This window comes from Paenibacillus sp. J31R109 (assembly GCF_059692055.1).
Map to the genome: position 1 here is coordinate 132,896 of NZ_JCAUAR010000009.1, position 20,317 is coordinate 153,212.

Genomic DNA, 20,317 nt, shown 5'->3' on the forward strand with positions numbered 1-20,317 from the left:
CATAAGCATCCATTTGCACCTATTGTAGCATATTGGAAAGTCGGAGTCGTTAGCCTTTCGTCGAGATTCATCCTCGACTAGCGACCTAGTCTTTGCGCCCAGTTGTTCTGCCTACAGCTTGCTTGTCGAAGCAGCCGCCTCCGCTGCAGCCGCAATTTCCGGATGCCCCGCTTGCAGCTGGTACATCTGGTAGTACCGCCCGAGGAGCGCCATGAGCTCCTCATGCGTCCCACGCTCGACGATCTCGCCGTGATCGAGCACAAGAATCAAGTCGGCGCTGCGAATCGTCGACAGTCTATGGGCAATGATGAAGGTGGTCCGCCCCTTCTTCAATACATCGAGCGCGGCCTGAATGATGGCCTCGGTCTCGGTGTCGATCGAGGCCGTCGCCTCATCGAGGATCAAGATCGCCGGGTCGAACGCCAGCGCCCGGGCAAACGAGATCAGCTGCCGCTGCCCAGCAGACAGCGTGCTGCCCTTCTCGATGACCGGCTCATCGAGGCCATGCGGCAGCGCACCTAGCATTTCCGCGGCGCCGACTTCGCGCAGCGCCGCCTCCACCCGTTCCCGGGTGATGGACGGATCGTCCAAGGACACATTGGACGCAATCGTCCCTGTGAACAGGAACGGATCCTGCAGCACGATGCCCATGTGCTGACGAAGCTGCTGCTTCGATAGCTCGCGAATATCACGGCCATCCACCGTGATACGACCTTCGCTAACCTCATAGAAACGGAATAGCAGGTTCAAGATTGAGCTTTTGCCTGAACCAGTGTGCCCAACTAAGGCTACGGTCTGCCCTTGCTCCGCGGAGAAGGAGATGTCTTTCAACACATCCTCACCTTCTTTGTAAGCGAAGCGAACGTGTTCGAAGCTCACGTGGCCTTTGTAGCGATCTGCTTTTTCAGCCACAACATCGATGCCTTGTTCGTCTAGCAGCTCAAATACACGGTCAGCCGACACGAGCGCACGCTCCAAATTCGGCAGCTGATTCACGATACCTACCATCGGATGGAACATTCGGTTGAGGTAATCGACGAAAGCGTAGAGCACACCAACGGTAATCAGCGCATTCAGCGAACTGCCGCCAACGTACCAGATCAAACCGAAGAAGAACAAGTTCCGCACCACGTTCATCAAGTTATGAGAGGTCAAGGAGTTCAGACTGAGCAGTTTATTTTGATACCTCGTATACTCCTCATTCAGCACTTCAAATTCTGCGGTCGTTTCCTTTTGTCGGCGAAAAGCACGAATGATGGTCATCCCTTGAATCGCCTCGTTGATCATGCCGTTAATTGCGCTAATGCGCTCCCGAATTTCGTGATTAATGGAGGACGCGTATTTGCGATAGACGATAATCCATACTACCAGCAGTGGAATAATCGGCAATGTGAAGAGAGCCAAACGGTAGTCTAATATGAAAATAGCAGCGATAATACCGACGATGTAAATCGTACCTGTAAAAAAGTTCGCCAATACCTGCACATACAAATCCCGAACGGATTCGGTGTCATTGGTGATGCGTGAGACAATTTTGCCCGCTGGCTGATTATCAAAATAATTAATCGGCAACCGCTGAATTTGCGCGAACACGTCCCTGCGCATGCGCTGAATAATGCGGTTCGCCGCAGATTGCAGTAAAAACTTCTGTCCATACGTAAATCCGGCACCAATGAAAATTAGGATCACATAGAACCCAGCGAGCGTCATCAGATTGGCCCATTGCGGCTTGTAAAAGTTGTATAATTCCTGCGCACTCAGACGCTTGACCGTGTATTCGGCTTGCTTCCCGTCTTGCGTGACTTGCAGCTTCCCATCATCTGTGAGCTTACGCACACCATCCCAAGGAAGAGCCTGATCTAACCAGACGAACTTGCCTCCCACTTGTAAAATACGAACCTCTCTCCCCTTCGGCTCGCCTTCCGCGTAGTTGTCACCCCGCTTAAAGAATGTTTGATCATAAGCCACTGCCTTATCGCTCATCGCCTTCGACTGTGTCTCATACCACGGCTTCTCGATGCCCAGGATGTGCGTGTCGATCATATGCTTGGCAATAAACGGTCCCGCCAGCTCAGTTGCAACCGCTAAGGATAAAAAAACTAAGGCAATTAGCAAGGTTTGCTTAAATTGCGATGCATATTGAAATAACCGTTTGCCAGTTTGTTTCGTTGATTTCGTTTGTTGTTGCGTGTTCTTCATCAGGAGTCTCACCTTCTTTTCTTTATGTCTCAACTGACAACTGCCCTTATCCAACCGTCTGTTCTTCCAGCTGTTGCCGATCATACTGCTCTTTATACCAACCGCCAAGTGCAAGCAGCTGCTCATGCGTGCCTTCTTCGATGATGTAGCCCTCATCCAGCACAACAATCCAGTCAGCATGCTGTACAGCGGAGAGTCGATGCGTGGTGATTAGGGTTGTTTTGCCTGCGCGTTCGGAGCGAATGCCGCGAATGATCTCGGCTTCCGTCTTCGCATCCACCGCAGAGAGCGCGTCGTCGAGCAGGAGAATCTCCGGATCGACAAACAGCGCACGCGCAATAGATACGCGCTGTTTCTGACCGCCGGATAAAGCAACGCCTTTTTCCCCGACGAGTGTCTGCAGACCTTCCGGCAGGAACTCGACGTCCTTGCGGAAGGCAGCGAGATCAAGCGCACGCGTCAACTCGTCTTCCGTGCCTTGCGCCTTGCCGAACATGATGTTTTCGCGCACGGATTTGGAGAAGAGAATTGGCTCTTGCGGCACATATCCAATCCAGCCATGCAGCGTATCGATAGCAATCTGCTCAATTGGCGTATCTGTGATCGTAATGGCGCCTTGACCAATCGGATACTCGCGAAGCAGCTGCTTCAGCAGCGTAGTTTTGCCGCTGCCTGTACGGCCGACAATGCCGAGCGTCTGCCCGCGTTCTAAACGGAACGTCATATTGACCAAATTATCAATAGAAGAGGACGGGTAACGGAACGTTACCTTTTCAAAATGGATCGAATCCGGCTTCAGCTGCGTCGCAGCGTTCGGCACTTCTTTGACATCTGGCTTGTAACCAAGCGTTTCGTTGACACGATCTAGGGATGCGTTTCCGCGTTGCATAATGTTCATGAGCTCCCCAATCGCGAACATCGGCCAGATCAGCATACCCAGGAAGGTATTGAAGGACACTAGTTCTCCAAGCGTAAGCTCACTATGAAAAACAAGATAGCCTCCGTAACAGAGCCCAATGAGGTAAGAAATACCTACAAGAATTTTGACCGTCGGTTCAAAAAGAGCGTCAATAACCGCTACGGCGATATTTTTCCGATAGACGTCGTCCGTCATCGTCGCGAAATTGTGTTCACTTGCCTTCTCCTGCACAAAAGCCCGGATGACCCGGACACCTGCAATGGTTTCCAGCACACGGTCGTTCATTTGCCCAAAAGCATCCTGTGCAAGAATAAATCGTTCATGAATGCGACCGCCATAAATCGTAATCGCAACGGCCATAATCGGCAGCGGTAGAATCGAGGCGAGGGTCAGCTTCCAGCTAATGAAGAAGCCCATCATACTAAGGATGGTTAACATGAACAGCGTGGAATCCACGAAGGTTAAGATACCGAACCCCGCTGTCGTCGACACCGCTTGCAGATCGTTCGTGGCTCTCGCCATGAGGTCTCCCGTGCGGTTACGCTCATAAAACGTCGGTGTCATCTTCAGCAGCTGCCGCATGAATCGCGAGCGAAGCACGCGTTCCAACACGAAGGCACCGCCGAACAACTGGTACAGCCATACGTAAGACAGCCCGTAGCCAGCAATGATCAGCACGCCCCAAAAGGCGAGCAATTGAACCATTTTGGACCCCGTCAATGTCCCCATGTGTATCCCATCAATCGCATAACCGATCAGCTTCGGCGGCATGACATCAATAATTCCTACAATGATGAGCAACCCAATGGCGAGGCTATAGCGTTTCCAGTTCATTTTGAAAAACCAAGCTAATTTCTTTAAAACGGTAAACATGTATACATTCACTCCTCTCAAATGGTGCATAGACACCTAAAGACGCAAAAAGACATACCGCACGCAGCGATATGCCTTCTATGAAACACATGGGGCGCTCGTTACGAACTTGTCGTAACCCGCGCTTCACAACTTAACGTATGGGAAGGGGTGCTAGCAGCCGAAGATGCGCATACAATCGCAGTCGCTCGGGCTAACCAGCGGGTTACCATCTATGAAATTAGGTTGGACGAATGTCCGTTTATGATGTGTGTGTACGACAAAAACCATAAAATCCATAGTGAACCCCCCTTTTTCGTTGTATGAATTGGGCACATTAGATGCCTGTTAACTTTTCCAAATGCTGTCTATTCGATCCTTACACGGTGATCTTACCATCCCTCTTCCGAACGTGTCAATCGGATAAAAAGACTAAAATGCAACTCTCCCAGCCCGACATTTCCGATGTCCATACTCGTGATGAGAAGGCTTTCAAATGTCACACATGTTTCAAATTCGTCGTGCATATGGATAGATTAAGAGTTCATCGCGCCTCAAAGGAGTGAATGCACATGGTCGATCAAGTGTTTGCATTGATGGGATGGATTGTGGGATTCGGAGCGATCATAGGCGGTGTTATTGCGGCTACAGCTAGGTTTGTCTCGAAGGACTCAACCGCGTATGACATGGTTTTTTTGTGGGACAACCGGTATACGTTAGAAGAGTTGGAGCTAGAATTGAAATAAAAGAGAGAGGGTTTCCCTTAAGCCATATGGCGGGGGCCCTCTCTCTTTCCTCTCTAGGATTTAGATTTAGATTTACTCCTGCGGCGCTGCCAGCATCTCACGTTTCTCAAATTCGGCAATTACCTTGAATTGGTCGCCGTCAATGTCAATCGTGAGCGTGCCGCCTTGCAGCTCAACGATGCTCTTCGCAATGGCGAGGCCGAGGCCGGAGCCTTCCGTTCCGCGAGATTGATCACCGCGTTTGAAGCGTTCGAACAACTCCTCTACGTCATAATTAAGCTCATGGAGCGAGATATTCTGAATGACGAGGATGACGCGCTCTATATTTTCCGTCAACGTGACGTAAACCCTTGTTCCCGGCAGGGCGTACTTCAAGGCGTTGCCGATGAGGTTCTCGAAGACGCGCCATGTTTTTTTGCCATCCAGCAGCGCATACATATGCGGGCTCTGCACGTTTACGCGGAAAGTCAGTGTGGACGCCTCGATTTTGTCGCTGAACTCCGCTAGTGCCTGTGTCAGCAGGGCGGAGACGTCGACTTTTTCCCAGTAAAGCTCCGTAGCTCCGCTTGCCATCTTCGATGCCTCGAAGAGATCTTCGATGAGCACCTTGAGCCGCTGCGTTTTCCGATCGAGCACCTCTAAGTAATGGGTGGATTGCTCGGCGGACAAGCCTTCCTTTTTCAACAAATCAACATAACTAATAATTGAAGTTAGCGGTGTTTTCAAATCGTGTGACACATTCGTAATCAGCTCTGTTTTGAGACGATCACTGACACGTGTTTTTTCGAGCGAAAGCTGTAAACCGTACTTCAAATTGTTAATGTTCATCGCCATCCGGGACAGCTGGCCTTTCCCTTTGGCAGGGAGGGTCACATCAAAGTTGCCTTGCGACATTTGTTCCACGCCTCTAATAATGGCACGAAGCTGCTTGATCTTCCGCATCATGTAAGGCAGCACCACAAGCAGGAACAAGATGTACCAGACGAACGTAAAGACGATAACAACCTCTTCACCGCCAGAAGCAACTATGCACACGGGCAGGAAGCCCATGATCCCAAGGATTGCCATAAAGACAATCAGTTTGAAGATCAAGCCGCGTCCCTCCAACGTATCTTTCACCGTTTGCCAGAACGAAGCGGTTAAGGAGCTGCTCCACTGCTGGGCGAGATATTCCGGATGTCGAAGCAATGCGACTGCACCGCGAAAGCCGCTGCACACAATGACAAGTAACGCCGATGCAATAAGGACGATGGTTATTTGATACATGCTGATATAGGTCGACGACCAGTAATAGAGCTCACATTCCATCAGGATACCGAATAATGCTGCAGTCGCGATGAAGGTGGTCCAAGCCCGAACATCGAGCGGGAAATGTTTCCTTATCTCCGTTTGGATATTCATCAGAGATATCTCACCGGTCTGATATGTGCGCGCCGTATACGTTAGCCCGATGGTAAGTGCCGCAATCACGATGAACAAGTAGACCGTTGCTTGCGCTTGATTCTTCATGGATTCATAAGAGAGATAATCTGCTTGAATAATGCCTGAGCCTTGCGATGGATTTAAGATGTAATACGTAGCTTTAATCTGATCAACATTCATTTGGTACGAAAATCGATTCGGTTCATCTATTTTGGGCAAATCCAGGGTATAAATAAATGCCTGCTGATCCCGTAACTTTTGCAAAGCTTCAGGTGCAATGTTGCTGTAGGTTTCACCGGTTTTCAAATTCTTCACGACATAGTACAGAGATTTGAGACGATTATCCAGACTGGTCTTGGCTGCAGAGAATTGCTTTTGCTTAGCTGCGATTGCCGCCTTCAACTTGAGTTGTAAGGTCGCATCCAATTCCTTATTCAACTCCGCAAGCTTCGCATCTCTTTCAGCTTCAAGTCGATCGACGTCAGCATTAGTTTCATGATTGCGAGCCGTTTCGATACGCTGGCTGTACTTCTCCTGCAAATTGTTGATGCGATCTTGTACTGTTTTTTCCGCTTCACGCTTCACATTATAGTACTCATTGTTGCCGAGCTGCTCTTCTGGTGTTTTGTCATTAAAATGCGGAGCCTCCAGATAATACAACTGAATGTTCTCATAGATGGCATTTATTTCCCTGCTGAAAGCTCCACTTTTGAAATAAGCATCCTCACCGAAGTACACGCTATTCTTATAAACATTTGTTGCCGCGAATAGTGTCAACGTCCACATGACAAAAACACCTACAAGCAACGCTAGGGAGAGCGATTTACTTCTCCATTTTGTAGCCAACACCCCACACCACCTTCAAATATTTAGGATCTTTTGGATTGATTTCAATTTTCTCGCGAATTCTGCGCACATGCACAGCCACGGTATTCTCAGCATTAAAGGCAGGATCCTTCCACACCTTTTCGTAAATATCGTCAATGGAAAACACGCGTCCCTTATTCACCATCAACAGTTCCAAGATTTTGAACTCCGTTGGTGTCATACGCACTTCCTCACCATCAACAGTGACTTCCTTCGTGACTGGATTGAGCACAAGGCCGCGGACGCTTAATGCTTCGTTTGCCGTCTTTTCCATCGCATTCATGGGTCCGAGCGTTGTGTAGCGTCTTAACTGCGACTTCACCCTAGCGATCAGTTCCAGCGGATTGAACGGCTTCGTCAGATAATCGTCAGCACCCACATTCAAGCCCATAATTTTATCCATATCCTCTGTTTTGGCGGAAAGCATCAGGATCGGGACATTGCAGCTCTCTCTAATCTTGAATGTCGCCTGAATCCCGTCCATCTTCGGCATCATGATATCGAGGATGATTAGATGGAATTCCTTTACTTCCAGCAAAAGCAGGGCTTCCAGACCGTTGTTTGCTTTGCTGACTTCCATCCCTTCGCCTCTCAAATAAATCTCAATCGCTTCCTGAATGTCGCTATCATCATCGACGACCAGCACTTGGTATTTCGTCACGTCCACGCACCCTTTTTCTTCATCTCACTTCAACCCACCGTACTAGCCTAATAATAATAGACACTATTTACAAAATAGTTAGCATAATTCTTACGAAATTATGAAGACAAGACTGACAAGTTGCTCGTCTCTTTAGTGTAGCACGGAAGTGCCTATTTCATCATGAGGTCATCTGTAGTGGCAAAAAGCGTAGGAATACGTAAAAAAGCCGTCTCCGGCGTAGTTGTGATCTACGGGATACGGCTTTTTCAATCCCCACATGGGATCGTGTATTACTAGGTTATTCCAAACTCGTCAGCCTTGCCTTATCCTCTTCCAAGGATTCAATAGCCTGCTGTACTGCAGGACTATCTGATTGGTCAAATGCCTGATCTACTGAATTCTTCGCCTTGGCAATAGCATTCTGTGCCTCTTCCGTCGTTTGAGCAGTAGGGTGAGATAGTGCATGATTTACCGCTTGGTGAACGTTATCGACGGAATTTTGTGCAGATGAGATCGGATTTTGTGATTGTAAGCTTGAGTCAACCTTGGTCATAGCGTGGTCGATACCTCCTGAAAAGGATATGTAATACCTTTGCTAGGATGAGGTAAGTGCGGCTATTTTATTCGCAGGCTGATCAGCGCGGATATCCCTTCCGTATTATTTGGCTGGTGCAGGAGCATTCTGGCCCCCCTGCTGTTGTTGCCTTTGGCCTTGGCCACCTTGACCTCCCTGAGGGCCACCGTTGCCACCAGGCCCACCGCCGCCAGGTCCGCCCTGCATCATCATGCCAGGACCGCCTTGCATATCGCGATGCACCATTTTGCCTCCAAGATGACCTGTGTAACTCACCAGAATCACAACCACCAGCGAGGCAACGAGGAAGATCGGATTGCGTCCGAGCTCGAGCTTTTTCCAAATGAGCAAACCAATGCGCACAGCAGCCAGCACTATCGCCGCGAACATCGTTAGCTCCGCATAGAATTCATGCGAGCCAACCAGCGTATTCCGCGATTCGGGTCCCGTCAAAACACCGGCAATGGCGCCGAGTGCCCCTACAACCAGGCATAGCATACCAGCTGAGTGCCAGTCCTTCTTTTTAGTAATGAGAGCCGCCACATCAAAAACAAAGCTAAAAATTAAAAGCGCAATCGGAACGTGAGTAAATATAAAATGTAGATTCTTCATTATGTAGTCCATGCTATTCTCTCCTTCATATGGCGGAAAATAGTTACACTACAAATTGTAGTGTTGAATACGCAGATTGTCAATTCTTTTCAGATGAGCCTCCATTGGTATGCAAAAAGGGCTTATTTAGATAAGCCCCATAACGAGTACAAATATGAGTGCAGACATGGCCAAACGAACCAGCGGCCAGCGCAAGGTCACTTGCTTCTGTGGATCCAAAATATGCTGAATGCGCACATTCATCGACGTCTCTGCAAACGATGCATGCGATAGCGGGAAGCGCGGCTTCTTTGTTTGCTTGAGCAACTTCAGCAGCGCACTGCCTAAGTCAGTGGCTTGCTCCATCCGTTCAATCGCGTACTTGTCCGCACGCAATTCAATCATCATTGGATATTTATGAGCAATCCACCCGAAAATAGGGATATATCGCATCGACTTCGAGATCAGCGCTAGCAGAAAAATAGCCGCAGGGTCCCGGTGTTGTACATGGCACTTCTCATGCTCAATAACCGCGCGAAGCTCATTCGGCTCCAGCATGTCCATAAGTCCCGTTGAGACGAGAACACGTGGCTTCCATAACCCAATCGTCATCGCTAACGGGGCTTTATAGTTAACGATTTGGAGTTGCTGCGGTGCGAGTTCGAATTTGGCGGCATTTTCTGCAGAGAGCGCTGCGTCGTAATACTTCTTCACGAGCTTATTCGCCTTCACAACATCATAGCCATGCTTGACGGCAAGCCAAACCATCGTTCCCATCGTGTACAGGATGAGCCCATTCACTAAGGTCATTGGCACAGGACCAGGCACGTGCAGATAGTGAAAAAGAATCAGACACAAATCAAATAGATTGCGTGAAGGCCTCCAATGAAACATATGCCCAAGGAGGAAGGCAACCATCTGCCACACAATCGTGCCTCCAATGATCAGCGCAGCCGCGTACAGCCATTTGAACCGTGATTCCGTCATCGTTCATCGATCCTTTTTCAGAAGTAGAATGTGCTGTTCCAGCTGGTCTAGCAGCTCTGGGTCCACTTTATCGAGCGCATCAACCATATGGGTAACTGCTAATGAGCCGAATTGTTCAATGAGGTCATATGTCAGTTCTTTCGATTGCGTTTCCATGAACGCTTCAATCGTCACAACTGGCTTATAGTGAAACGAGCGTGCGACAGAATGCTTCTGTAAAATCTTCTTGTCTACGAGACGGTTCATCACCGTCATTACGGTATTAAAATTAATCGCCTTGTCCTCATCCAGCTTCTGTTGAACGTCTTTAATCGTCATTTCCGCAGGGCTGCTCCAGAGAATTTCCATGATTTTGGACTCTAGCGGCCCGAAGAAGCGGTTAAGTCCGCTTTCCTTTAATTTAAAGTTTTGCATTTTCACGTTAGGCCACACTCCTTACACTATGAATTGTAGTGTGATCATAGGGAGGAAGTCAAGAAGTACCGTGCGGCGTGAGGAAATCATTTTGACATTGGGGATAAAAGGCGATATAATACTTACATAAAGTAAGTTATTAATTATTATATAGCTAAGGAGTGATTCATATGAGTATGCATATCTATTCGGCTGGTGAGCAAGGCGTTGGGGCGTTTGATGGGGGCAAATTCGTTGAACAACGTGCGATCAGCTTCCCTGGTGAAAAGACGGCCGTAGATCGCGTAGGCCCTTTATTCTACTGGGCTTGGGGCAAAGCATCCGATGTATCGGAGATCGGGATGCACCCGCACAAAGCGTTTGAAATCCTCACCTATGTCATCGACGGACTCGTCGAGCATCGGGATTCCCTCGGCTCACTGGAAACTGTAACGAACGGTGGCGCTCAAGTGATTCAGGCAGGCTCCGGCGTCCACCACTCCGAGGCCTTCCGTAAAGCAGGCAGCGAGGCGATGCAGATTTGGTTCGAGCCTCATCTGAGCGAGACCGTGAAGAAGCCAGCTACTTATCATCAATATGAGCATGACCAGTTTCCGGTTCATCAGCAAGCAGGCGCTACGCTGAAAACCGTCATCGGCGCGGAAGCTCCTATCCAGCTCGATACCGATGTACGGATGTATGACTGGCAGCTGGAGCCTGGCGCAGCGTTCAGCTACACAATAGAGCTCGGGCGCAGGCTGGCGTTCCTCGTCATTCGTGGCGAAGGCGAGGGCGTGGTTGCCCCGGCGGAGCTCGCTGGGCAAACGCAAGTGCAAGAGCAAGTGCAAGGGCACAAGACCTTGTCCCACAAGGATTTTGCGGTGGCACAGGCTGAGGGTGAAGGCGAAGCGCTTCATCTGCAAGCAGGCAGTGCGCAAAGCCTGCGGATCATTGCCATCGACGTACCCGAGAATCCAGGTTACGCCTTATACCGGAAGTAAGACACCTTTGGTACCTATACCTCCCAGTCCAAATGGATTGGGAGGTATTATTTCGTCTTCTAACTCTGCCTCAACCCACCACCACTAAAGCCGCAGCCAAACCTTGCTCCGCCTCCACCACAACAAATTAAATGGATGTTATTTTTGGAGTTTCTCTCCATTTGGGAGCATTAGATGAATTTCCGAGACAATTTCTCAATTGGGGATTGTACAATTGTCACCCGTCTCTTGCTATTTCTAGGATCTGCCTTCCTTTTATGTAAGAAAGCAAATTGACACTTTCATCCCGCATCTTGTATGATCAAAATAACTATATTGATAACGATAATCATTATTATAAATTGGAGCGTGCTGACGATGCCCATCGAGTCAAACGTTGATTTTACACTAGTTGAACAGTATTTCCACATTTCACCCAAAGGCATGGAAGAACCTCTCCTGCATATTCCTGCACGGCAGCTTTTAGATGGACCGACGATGCTCGGAGTCCTCGAGAAAGGTCAAGCTTTGCTCCGCGGCAAAGGGTTGGACATTTCTGCATCGTACTTGGGGCTCTCCCTTTTTAACCTTGTGGCTACGAGCCAGCTATTTCTTTCCCAGTATAATCAGTGGTTAGTTTTCGACCTAGACAACATTTCATTCGAAGTCGAGAATCACGGCGACCATGCCCACATCGGCTATAAAATTATAAATCTGCAGTGGAAAGAAGCGCCTACGGAAGATCGTGATCTTTTCATTGAATTAGAGATGCGCCGGGTATTCGCAGAACTCATCTCGCCTGTAATTACGGTCATCGCTGAACAGGCCAAAGTCAATCAAGCTATGATTTGGAATCAATTTGCGGCGCGTATGACCTTCGTTAGGGACTATGTCTTGGAAAATGACCCGCGTCCAAACGTGCGCGAACAGTTCTCCGCAGATTACGAGGTGGTGACCAAGCAATTAACACCTGATGTGTTTGGCCGCAAGGTCAACCCATTCGTTCATGAGCCTAAGTACATAGACAGCCCTTACCAAGAAGGCAAAAAAGTGATCATGCGCTCTTCTTGCTGCATGTACTACCGCCGCGAAGAAGGCCAAAAGTGCTTCAGTTGCCCAATTCTCAAAGAGTCAGAACGCGAGGCAATGTTCCATAAAATTAGAAGCAAGCAGGAGAGCACCGCTACTGCTGGTTAAATACGAAAAGCCCCCGAGAACATGAACATTCCCAGGGGCTTTTGCGTTGTCAGGGGAACCTACTTCCCGCCCGTCCCGTTCACAAAGGTGAACGAATCAAAGGCTTTGTTCAGCCGTGCGACATTCGCAGCTGTGCTGACCGCAACATCCGTACGCAGCGTCACCGTGTAGGTAACTTGCTTGCGATTAAACAAGTAAATCGTTTCGGTATACGGTATGTGCGCTTTGGAGTAGCTCACTTTATACTTCTTCGCCTTCACATCTCCGAAAAGCGTGACATCCTCTGCCGAATAGGTATAGTCACTGTCACTCGTGTGACTTTTCTTAAGCTCTTCTTCGGCGTTCTTCACAACCTCCGTATAGACTGATTTGTTATCTGCCTCTACACGTAAATATCCACCTGTGAAAGAGAAGGACTTCGTCGCCTGATCATTGCCGTCATACGAACGGTTCGTTGTCCAGTTCTCAGGGATACGTAAGGTGTAATTGAACTTCTCATTCTTGTACAGCGCCGTACGATCTGGATCGGCAAGTTCATTAAGATCCTGAATGAATCCGAGTTCGCCATCCATGGTCTCTTTATCCACAGAGATAGACGCCACTACGTTATCCCAAATTTTCTCTAACTCATCATCTTGCTCATCTTGTGGATAGGTCATTCGAACTTCGTATTTGTACTTATCCTTGATGAAAAAGAGCGATCTCCCCGCAAACCACTCGTCCCCTAAAGAACTCGCAAAGTCTACTTGCCAAGCGGGTACTCCATCTACTGTTGCTTCGACGGGCTTATCCACACGGCGATAATCCGCTGTATACTGCGCTTCGAACGAATCGACCTCACGGTCTACCCAATCCTGCAGGGTGTCACCTGAAGAAGCTGAAGTTACATGAACCTCTAGCGATTGCGAATACTCATCATTGTAAAAAGAGGTGCTTCCATGATAATCCTGCTCCCATTCAGCAGGCAAATCGATGGATAATCCATACTCACTCGTGTAGGTCACATCATCGGAATTGAACACAGAAATATCCTTCAGAGAATTATCTCCCGTATTAAAAGCAAGCTTAAAGCTATCCAATAAATCATTATAGCTATTTTGTTTGGAACGATTCGTGTATTGTTCTTTGGTCACAAAGAGCTGTACCGTATACAAACGGCCGCCATGTAAATAACCACGCGTTTGGATGTATCCATCCTCGCCAGAGCGGCTCACGATTTTGGCATAAGGATACTCTGCCCGCTTCACATACTGACGCTCCAAAACCGTCGCGCTGTCGGCATAGCTCGAATAATCACTGCCATCTTCTCCGGCAATTGTGTTCAAAAGGGCAGCTGGTGACAGCTCATCGCTTTGATCACTCGCAATCCGAATGGAAAGTGCGAATTCACCTTTTGCATCAACAAAGCTGATGGAATCACCATCATCGGATTGTTGTCTTTTGACCAGACCCGCTGGGTACTTCATCGACCACCCGAAGTGGCTGTCGCCAATCTTCGTTTTGCCGCTATCCGCGTCTAATGAGCTCCCGTCAGCATCCTCTGTTAATGTCGCTTCAGTGTTGTGCAGCTCGCCTAATTTTACCGACTTGGTCAACGTTGAACTTCCCGATTGAAGCTTGATGTCTACCGTTTGTCCGGGCAAATACTTTTTAATCGCCTCGTTGTAATCGACCAGTGTTTGGACTGAGTCAGAGCCAACAGAAACGACCACTTCGTCTTGTTCAATTCCCGCCTCAGCCGCAGGTGAATCCGCATCTACGTAATCCACCCTTAACCCCGCCATGCTAGGTAAGCCAACAACAGCCTCCCAGCTTTCTTCCAATTCGAGCCCTGTGTAAGCACGCTTCACTTTACCATACAATTCAAAATGCTTAATTACATATTTCACCGTATCCACAGGAATCGCGAACCCGAGATTTTCGATACCAATATCAGCGTATTTCATCGTATTAATCCCGATAACTTCGCCCTTCATATTAATTAAGGCGCCTCCGCTATTCCCCGGGTTAATCGCTGCGTCCGTTTGAATCAGCTGGTACTGCGAGCTCACGGAACGATCTAGTCCGCTGACAATGCCCACTGTAACTGAATTACGCAAAGCAAATGAAATTGGCGTTCCAATCGCAGCGACCGTTTCCCCAACCTTAATATCTGACGAGGATGCGAAAGTGGCTGGCTGTAAACCGACAGCATCGATTTTGACCAGGGCAAGATCACTTTCCTCATCAATATTCGAGGCATGTCCACGATAGGTTGTCCCTTCGGAGGTCACGACGACGATATTTTTCATATCTTTTACAACATGAGCATTCGTAACAATCACACCGTTCGAAGCCACAATGACGCCAGTCCCGTGTGCGAGATTAAATCTATTCTTCTCTAGTGTTTTGTCCACCTCAGAGGATGGTTTTCCTATTATAGCAACCACGGATGGCGAAGCTTTCTCAATAACCTGTGGAATATCTGCATTGATTTCAGCTGCATATACATGCGAAGACTGAGGCCCTGCAAACGTCGTCATCAGCACGAAGGCCGCGACCAGCGTTATGCCCCCTTTTTTCAACCGAACTGTCCAATTCCCCATTCTGTCATTCCTCTCTTAACAAAAGTTGGCAATAGGTAGAATCTAGCACAATTCTGATAGAGAGACAACACAAATATTTCCACAAAAAGGTAACTTTATCGACATTCAGCAATGCGCTCGGGGTGCGTATACACGGTTAAATGATCCTTCCGAATGAAGCCAACCACCGTAATGCCAAGATCGTGAGCGAGTCGAAGTGCGAGATCAGTAGGGGCAGATTTCGACAAAAGAAGGCCGACGCCAATTTTGGACGCCTTTAATACCACCTCGGAAGAGACTCTTCCGCTGAAAGCAAGGACCTTATCTCGCACCGAAATCCGCCCTCGAAGGATATATCCGTAAATTTTATCAAGTGCGTTATGCCTGCCAATATCCGCTCGGGTTACCAGAAGGTCGTTCACCGTACACAAAGCTGCATTATGCAGCCCCCCCGTCAGCCGAAATTCAGCCGATTGCTCCTGAAGTTCGCTCATCAGGTGGAAGCATTGAGGAATAGTTAGCGTGAGCTTCGTCGTCACCGTTTTTGCTGTGCGCATATCATTGTGAAAATAAAATTGACGGCTTTTCCCGCAACAGGACCCGATGAATCGCTTCGATACCATCTGACGGCTCAGTTGATGAAGCTGCCGCAGCTTCACATGGACGAATCCGCGGTCTTCCTCAAATGTAAGAGATTCAATCTGGTCGACGAATCGAATCATACCTTCGGAGGCAAGGAAACCGGTAACCAGATCAACGGTGTCGCTCGGCGTGTAGACCAGTGTGGCGAATTCTTCGCCATCCAGCATGAGGGTCAAAGGCGCTTCAACAGCAATCGTATCCTCTGCAGGCAACACCTCTGAACCATTGTATCGATGAATCGACCACGTAGTGGTTGATGGTGATGGAGAGGGCGAAGAATCCATAGACATTTTCTCAACCCTCCATTTCCGTTTCTAGCTCTAAAATGCGCTTCTCTACATATCGAGTGTCTTTGTGGGCGTGATAGGTCTCCGCCTTTTCAACGATAACGGCTGTATTATATTCTGGTATACCGGCAAACGGTTCGTATACCCCCTTAGGTATCAAGCTATTGCCTTCTGGCCAGTGCACTTCGATGTTGCCCATTCGAATGTCTGATTGCTTAGCTCTCCCGTGCATTGCGCCGTAACCGTTGTAGACAACAATAGCCTCGCCTTCCTGTAAAGCAAGGCTGCGCATATCTGCTTGCCCCATCAGCACATCGTAGCGATCGGCTTCATTAAAGGGATCTACGTCGCTGTAGATCATCGAATTGAACTGCTTGCCGCGGCGCGTCGTCACCGCGAAATGCCCCTCCGGCTTCCGCAGCTCCGGAAGCTCAATTGGCAGCAGCCTGCCGCGGCCATCCGGCGTGGGACAGACGCCGTCCTCGCACAGCCACGCGCCGCCGTATTGAAACACATCCCCGCGCTCTCGCAGGTGCTGAATGCCGTCATAGCTCGGCGCGGCCAGCGCGATCTCGGCGCGGATCGCTTCCGCGGTCTCACAGCCTAGCTGCGCTGCAGCTTCGGGCTTCACGCGGCGGGCGAGATCGACGTAGATGTCCCACTCCGCGCGGGCTTCGCCGATGCGGGGACCGGCGATCTCGGGCGAGAAGTACACCATCCGCTCCGTGGAAGTGGATGTGCCGCCCCCAGGCTGCTCGTAGCGCGTCATCGCGGGCAGCACCACCACAGCCTCCCGCGCGTTGAGCAGCGTGGAGGTGTTGAGAATGATGTCCTGGTGGACACGGACATCCATTGACTCTAGTGCGTTGTGCACGAATGCCGGGTCCGGCATCGTCTCGAGGAAGTTGCCTCCGGATGTGTAAAACAACCGGAGTTTCCGCTCCTGCTCCTCGGGCAGGAGCGCGTTCTCTAGGGTGACACCAACGATGTCACCCTGCCAGCTCGGCAGCTCGAAGCCCCAGAGCTGCTCGATGCGGTTGCGGTCGGCGGCGCTGTTGATTTCGCCGCCCGGCAGGGAGAAGGGATCGGCGCCCATCTCGCCGGAGCCCTGCACGCCGCTGTGGCCGCGGATGGGCATCAGCCCGCAGTGTTCGCGGCCTAGAAAGCCCCGCAGGAGGGCGAGGTTCGCCACCTGCGAGATGTTATCCGTGCCGAAGCGGTGCTGTGTGAGCCCCATGCTCCACACGAATACCGCGCTAGAGGCACGGGCTAGGAGGAGAGCGAGCTCGCTGATGCGCTCGCGGGTGAGACCGGACGACTGCGTGAGCGTCGTCCAATCCTGCTGCGCCACGTGGGCGCGCAGCTCCTCTATGCCGTTCGTGTGCGCAGCAACGAACGCGTGGTCTATCGCGGAGCCGGGCTCACGCGCCTCCATCTCGAACCATACCTTCATGATGCCGTTCATGAAGGCAATATCTCCGCCGATGTTCACTTGGTATACATCGTCGGCCAGCTTCGTGCCGAATAACGCCGATTCGGCAATAGAAGGGATCCAGTACTGCTCCATCGATGGCTCGTAGTACGGGTTAATGACGATGATCTTCGTCCCTTTGCGTTTGGCCGCATACATGTACTTCGTTGAGACCGGTTGGTTATTCGCGGCCACACTGCCCCAGAATACAAGGACGTCCGTGCCGATCCAGTCCTTGTAATTGCAGGTCGAAGCGCCCACGCCTACGGAGCGCTTCAGTGCCGTCTTCGACGGCGAGTGGCAGATGCGCGAGGCATTGTCGATATTGTTCGTACCGAGCAATCTCGCGACCTTCGCTGCCACATAGTACGACTCGTTCGTAATCCCTCTCGCCGTTAAGTAAAAGGCCATCTGCTTAGGGTTCAGCCCTCGCATCTTCGTTGCAATCGTGTCCAGCGCCTCATCCCATGTGGCGCGGCGGAACCGTCGCTCCCCCTTCTTACGGATGAGCGGATACGGGATTCGCCCGAGCTGACGAAGCTCGGTGGAGCTCAAGCGGCTGAGCTCGTCGATGTCCGCATGGAGCAGCTCCTCGCGAATGGCTGGCATCGTATTCAGCCGCAACACGTTTAGCCGCGTCGTGCAGATATGCGGCCCCGCCAGCGTCTGATCGTAAAGCCCCGACACGCCAAGCGCACAACCGTCGCACACGCCTTGCGTCAGAATTCTAACAGCGTAAGGCAAATTATCGCGATTTTGCCAAGCAATTTTCGCTGTCTCTCGAATATGTTTCGGTTTCACCTTGCCTAGTCCGAATGGTATTTTGCTAACCCAGAACTTCGGGTCCGGTTTCGCGGGCAGCTTGATCGGCCCTGTGTGCTTTGTTTTTCCCAAGATGAACGCCTCCATTTGTATATGTATTGTCTTGTTTTGGTTGTAGATTATATGTTTTCGTTGTGTTTGTGTTGGTTTGTGCTGTGCTGCACTTTAGCTCCACCTGGCTCATCTCGCTCCCCAAACTGCTACTCGTCGATCATTACTACAAAAAACCTGCAAAAGTACATCCTTTCACTACCCAAACACACTATTTTCGAGGAATGCCTGCAAATATGCAGGTATTTCTGCCTTTGTCTCGTTCCATGCAGAGAATTCGCCAAAAAAACTGCATATTCGCAGGTATTCTCGCTGAACGCAGGAATTGGACTAACATTCCTGCATATTTGCAGGCTTTTCCTCCAGCTGGCCGGCAACTGGTCGGCACGTTTACGCCTCTTCCCAACATTCTATTCCACTCAGCACCAATGCTCCTCAGCTCCTTAGAAGCAAAAAACCACCGCAAAACAACCCCAAGCTCCTCTTACGAGAAGAGTCTCGGGTTGTCTCACAGTGGTTAGTCTCCGGCAGGTTCGCTACCAAGTGCCAAGCACCTTACTTATGTATATGTAGATGTACGAGCGGTTAGTTATCCGTTTCTTGTACCAAACTTCTTTTCCAGATCCTCATCAAAAACGAATACCGACATCCCTACATCTTGGGCAATATCGATATCGACAAACAGCTGAATAAACTTCGCGCCGAGCAGCGCTTCCATCTCTACAGGAGGATGATCTTTGTAGATTTCTTTGACCATTTCTGTGCGTGCCGTGCGGAGCATTTGCCTGCCATCGCCGGTCTTCGCCATAAATTTCTCCACAGGGGAGAGGTTCCCTGCCATTTCGCAGATCGCCCAACTTTTACAAAATGTCGTCGTCACTCGCTCCGGCCCTTTACCCATATGCCTCTTGCGATACGCCTTCACGAGGTTACTGAATTCGGCCTCCATACGGTTCATCGGCCAGCCACCTTTATGTTTACGTTTACAAGCTTGTCCTAGCTTCATCATAGCAAGAAAGCCTATACCTGACAACACCTGAAGACGTGTTTCTATGTGTCATTCCCCTACAACTCAGCACTTACTTCGGCTCTATTCATCATCTTCCCACTTCCGTGAGTATGCCTTCTTCGTTATCCAAATCGTTAGTCCAATCACGATAATAATCGCGATCACACTTCCAATAATAGCACCAACCACTTGTTTACACGCCCCTTTTACCTGTTCATACTTCCAACTATTTATAATTAGAATAAATCCAACTGCCTCGGCGCTAGCCCCTCGTAGTCTAAGTCTAGCATGCTCATTAGTGTTTTAGCATTCCCAGCTGCATGTCCACCGGAATTGTTGTTAAAAATGATACAAATCTCACGTGTCTGCTCCTGCAAGCGGAGCAACCTCACCTTCCACTCCAACAATTCCTGCGGATTGTAGTCGTATAGATACCTCACGTCGCGCCAATTAGCTTCATTCGTCTGTACCCATCCCCCGACATTCCGTCCGTGGAAGCGAACCATCGTCATGTCAGGATGCGTCGCCTCCAGGACGATCGGAACCGATCCAATCCCCGCCTGCGGCTCGTCACAGATGCTGTGCATCCACCCCTCGCGCTTCATGAAAGCCAGCGTCTTATCGCACATGTCTTCCGTGAACCAGCTCTGGTGGCGAAACTCAAGCGCGAGCGGCACATCACCCATTCTCGCCTTCGCCTCGCGAATGACATCCACACTTGCCTTGTTGCACGCAAACCATGGTGGATATTGAAATAGCACAGCCTTCAGCTTCCCCGCTTCCTGAACGGGTCGAATAGACTGCAGGAATGCCTCGAACATTTGTTCAGCACCTCCTGCAAACGGATTTTCTCCCCGCAGGTGGCCGGTCATCCCTTGGTAAGCTTTTATAATAAACCCAAAATTCTCAGGTGTCTCTTGTACCCATTTTGCATAGTTGCGTTCTGGTTGTATCGCGTAAAATGAGGTATCGACCTCCACCAATGGGAAATGGGCGCCATAACTCATCAGCTTCCCTTTACTCCCGCCTAAGTCATGGTCACCCCAACCTGCCAAACCGATATTGATCATTGTCGTCCCCCTGAGCCAAAAACGTTAATTC

Annotated in this window: 17 protein-coding genes; 3 read left to right on the forward strand and 14 right to left on the reverse strand. The window is 49.8% G+C overall.

The window, feature by feature from the left end:
• Nucleotides 1-111: 111 nt before the first annotated feature.
• The 3 genes from AC58QT_RS21965 to AC58QT_RS21975 all read right to left on the reverse strand — a co-directional run bounded on the left by AC58QT_RS21965 (nt 112) and on the right by AC58QT_RS21975 (nt 4,270).
• Nucleotides 112-2,199 (reverse strand): ABC transporter ATP-binding protein, encoded by a 2,088-nt coding sequence (locus AC58QT_RS21965; RefSeq protein ID WP_497410909.1) that lies wholly within the window; start codon nt 2,197-2,199, stop codon nt 112-114.
• Nucleotides 2,200-2,245: 46 nt separating this feature from the next.
• On the reverse strand, nt 2,246-3,991 hold the full coding sequence (locus tag AC58QT_RS21970; protein WP_497410910.1) for an ABC transporter ATP-binding protein: 1,746 nt from the start codon (nt 3,989-3,991) through the stop codon (nt 2,246-2,248).
• Between the two features lie 153 nt (nt 3,992-4,144).
• Entirely contained in the window at nt 4,145-4,270 is a 126-nt protein-coding gene (locus tag AC58QT_RS21975) for a hypothetical protein (protein WP_497410911.1), read from the reverse strand.
• A gap of 272 nt (nt 4,271-4,542) precedes the next feature.
• On the opposite strand from AC58QT_RS21975, the gene AC58QT_RS21980 reads away from it, so the two are divergent.
• Nucleotides 4,543-4,716, forward strand: coding sequence for a hypothetical protein (locus tag AC58QT_RS21980; protein WP_310500091.1), 174 nt, complete (start codon nt 4,543-4,545; stop codon nt 4,714-4,716).
• Between the two features lie 72 nt (nt 4,717-4,788).
• Here AC58QT_RS21980 and AC58QT_RS21985 read toward each other — a convergent pair whose 3' ends face one another.
• From AC58QT_RS21985 to AC58QT_RS22010, 6 genes are all read right to left on the reverse strand, one after another.
• Nucleotides 4,789-6,984, reverse strand: a complete 2,196-nt coding sequence (locus AC58QT_RS21985; RefSeq protein ID WP_497410912.1) for a histidine kinase dimerization/phospho-acceptor domain-containing protein — start codon at nt 6,982-6,984, stop codon at nt 4,789-4,791.
• On the reverse strand, nt 6,962-7,666 hold the full coding sequence (locus tag AC58QT_RS21990) for a response regulator transcription factor (protein ID WP_497410913.1): 705 nt from the start codon (nt 7,664-7,666) through the stop codon (nt 6,962-6,964). Before AC58QT_RS21990 ends, AC58QT_RS21985 begins: the two co-directional genes overlap by 23 nt.
• A gap of 280 nt (nt 7,667-7,946) precedes the next feature.
• Nucleotides 7,947-8,201 (reverse strand): DUF3813 family protein, encoded by a 255-nt coding sequence (locus tag AC58QT_RS21995; protein ID WP_057311006.1) that lies wholly within the window; start codon nt 8,199-8,201, stop codon nt 7,947-7,949.
• 105 nt (nt 8,202-8,306) lie between these two features.
• On the reverse strand, nt 8,307-8,846 hold the full coding sequence (locus AC58QT_RS22000) for a DUF2231 domain-containing protein (protein WP_497410914.1): 540 nt from the start codon (nt 8,844-8,846) through the stop codon (nt 8,307-8,309).
• 114 nt (nt 8,847-8,960) lie between these two features.
• Nucleotides 8,961-9,800 carry a M56 family metallopeptidase gene (locus AC58QT_RS22005; RefSeq protein WP_497410915.1) on the reverse strand — a complete coding sequence of 280 codons (840 nt, stop codon included), beginning with the start codon at nt 9,798-9,800 and terminating at the stop codon, nt 8,961-8,963.
• Nucleotides 9,801-9,803: 3 nt separating this feature from the next.
• The gene (locus tag AC58QT_RS22010) at nt 9,804-10,220 is read right to left on the reverse strand and encodes a BlaI/MecI/CopY family transcriptional regulator (protein WP_497410916.1); all 417 of its coding nucleotides are present in this window, start codon (nt 10,218-10,220) and stop codon (nt 9,804-9,806) included.
• 164 nt (nt 10,221-10,384) lie between these two features.
• Here AC58QT_RS22010 and AC58QT_RS22015 point away from each other — a divergent pair, with 164 nt between their 5' ends.
• A complete protein-coding gene (locus AC58QT_RS22015) occupies nt 10,385-11,194 on the forward strand; it encodes a pirin family protein (protein WP_497410917.1) in 810 nt (269 codons plus the stop codon).
• A 357-nt stretch (nt 11,195-11,551) separates the two neighbouring features.
• Complete coding sequence (locus tag AC58QT_RS22020) at nt 11,552-12,370, forward strand: (2Fe-2S)-binding protein (RefSeq protein WP_497410918.1); 819 nt, start codon at nt 11,552-11,554, stop codon at nt 12,368-12,370.
• A 59-nt stretch (nt 12,371-12,429) separates the two neighbouring features.
• Here the strand turns inward: AC58QT_RS22020 and AC58QT_RS22025 are convergent, their stop codons facing one another.
• The 5 genes from AC58QT_RS22025 to AC58QT_RS22045 form a co-directional block, all read right to left on the reverse strand.
• Entirely contained in the window at nt 12,430-14,955 is a 2,526-nt protein-coding gene (locus tag AC58QT_RS22025) for a trypsin-like peptidase domain-containing protein (RefSeq protein ID WP_497410919.1), read from the reverse strand.
• A 95-nt stretch (nt 14,956-15,050) separates the two neighbouring features.
• Nucleotides 15,051-15,866 (reverse strand): formate dehydrogenase accessory sulfurtransferase FdhD, encoded by an 816-nt coding sequence (gene fdhD / locus AC58QT_RS22030; RefSeq protein WP_497410920.1) that lies wholly within the window; start codon nt 15,864-15,866, stop codon nt 15,051-15,053.
• A 4-nt stretch (nt 15,867-15,870) separates the two neighbouring features.
• A complete protein-coding gene (locus AC58QT_RS22035; protein WP_497410921.1) occupies nt 15,871-18,228 on the reverse strand; it encodes an FdhF/YdeP family oxidoreductase in 2,358 nt (785 codons plus the stop codon).
• A 568-nt stretch (nt 18,229-18,796) separates the two neighbouring features.
• Nucleotides 18,797-19,165, reverse strand: coding sequence for a Na-translocating system protein MpsC family protein (locus AC58QT_RS22040; protein ID WP_310500079.1), 369 nt, complete (start codon nt 19,163-19,165; stop codon nt 18,797-18,799).
• A 287-nt stretch (nt 19,166-19,452) separates the two neighbouring features.
• Nucleotides 19,453-20,286, reverse strand: a complete 834-nt coding sequence (locus AC58QT_RS22045) for a DUF72 domain-containing protein (RefSeq protein WP_497410922.1) — start codon at nt 20,284-20,286, stop codon at nt 19,453-19,455.
• Nucleotides 20,287-20,317: the final 31 nt, after the last annotated feature.